Source organism: Burkholderia sp. ABCPW 14 (genome assembly GCF_001523835.1).
Classification (GTDB): domain Bacteria; phylum Pseudomonadota; class Gammaproteobacteria; order Burkholderiales; family Burkholderiaceae; genus Burkholderia; species Burkholderia mayonis.
Genome location: NZ_LOVS01000180.1, coordinates 1 through 1,749 on the forward strand (window position 1 = coordinate 1; position 1,749 = coordinate 1,749).

The 1,749-nt window shown below is 61.4% G+C and carries 1 pseudogene; it reads left to right on the forward strand.

Annotated features, from left to right (window positions below):
• Positions 1–357: 357 nt before the first annotated feature.
• Positions 358–1,623, forward strand: a pseudogene (locus tag WS62_RS27440) (molybdopterin-dependent oxidoreductase); the annotation flags it as partial.
• Positions 1,624–1,749: the final 126 nt, after the last annotated feature.

Sequence of the window (1,749 nt, forward strand, 5' to 3'; positions counted from 1 at the left end):
GTGAAACGACTCTACGCCGATGATAGTGCGGATTGCCCGTGTGAAAGTAGGTAATCGTCAGGCTCCCCTCTCAAAACCCCCGCCCACCCAGGCGGGGGTTTTGTTTTTTACACCCCCTCCACTCCAAGCTCCCAGGCCCCTCGACCAGGCACAGGCACCCGCGTCTTCCCAACGCCCCACCTCCCTTCTCACCCAACTCCTGCTCCAGCCACCGTCAGCCTTGTCTGCAGGCCTCGTCGCATCGCATGGCCACAGCGCCGCTTCAAGCCCCGCGCGCGGAGTGCTGTCCCGTCTCGACAATTTTTGTTCTTTCCAAGCGTAAAATCGCCAAATCGATAAAAATCGGCGCGACATAACATGAATCCCCCCGCACAATTCGCTCGAGCCGTCTGTCCGCACGATTGTCCCGATACGTGCGCCATTCGTGTCACGGTCGAGAACGGCAAAGCCATCAGGGTTGCCGGCGACCCCGATCATCCGCCGACGCAAGGTGTTCTCTGCACGAAGGTGAGCAGATATGCGGATCGTGTCCATCATCCGGAGCGGCTGACGATGCCGCTCAAGCGAGTCGGACGGAAAGGAGAGGGGCGATTCGAGCCGATCAGCTGGGACGAGGCGAACCGACTGACGGCAGCGCGGCTCGCGGAAATTGCCCGCCGAGCGCCGGAAGCTATCGTTCCCTACAGCTATGCGGGAACGATGGGACTAATCCAAGGGGAGAGCATCGCGCAGCGCTTCTTCAACAAGCTCGGTGCGTCGCGTCTCGAACGAACGATTTGCTCGGCGGCTGGCGCCGCGGGGCTGCGTTATACGTACGGCGCCAGCGTCGGGATGCATTTCGAATTCTTCGAAGAAAGCGAGCTGATCCTGATCTGGGGCGCGAATCCGATTGCCTCGAATCTCCATTTCTGGACGCGCGCTCAAGAAGCCAAGCGACGCGGCGCACGCTTGATCGCAATCGATCCGTACCGGTCGCTGACGGCGGAAAAATGTCATCAGCACATTGCGCTGAAGCCGGGCACCGATGGCGCATTTGCGCTCGGAATGATGCATGTGCTGATCAACGAGAGCCTCCTCGATCAGGACTATATCCGCGACCATACGCTCGGTTTCGATGCATTGAAGGCGCGCGCGATGACTTATCCGCCCGAACGCGTGGCCGACATCTGCGGCGTGACGGCCAAAGCGATCGTCGAATTGGCTCGCCTATACGGGCGCACACGCAAGGCGTCGATCCGCCTCAATTACGGCATGCAGCGTGTGCGCGGCGGCGGCAATGCGGTTCGCGCAATTGCCAGCTTGCCCGCGCTCACCGGGGCGTGGCGCGACCGCGCGGGCGGGCTGCTCCTGTCCTCGTCCGAATGGGCACCCGTCGATGCAGTCGCACTCGGGCGCCCCGATTTGCTGCCCGGTTGGCCGAACAAGCTGCCTCGGTCGATCAATATGAATGCAATTGGCGACGCGTTGCTGCATCCCGGCGATGCGGATTTCGGGCCGAAGGTCGAGGCGATCATCGTCTACAACTCGAATCCGGTCGCGGTTGCGCCCGACTCGGAGAAGGTCGCTGCCGGCTTTGCGCGAGAAGACCTGTTCACGGTCGTTTTGGAGCAATTCAAGACAGATGTTGATGGCGGCGTAAAACCGCGCTTAAACGGCGGCGCAATGCTGAGTAATTTTCTCAAGTACGCAGGGGCCCTCGGGCCCCTTTGACGTGTTGCGACGGCGGTACCGTTCAGAACGGCGGGTCGG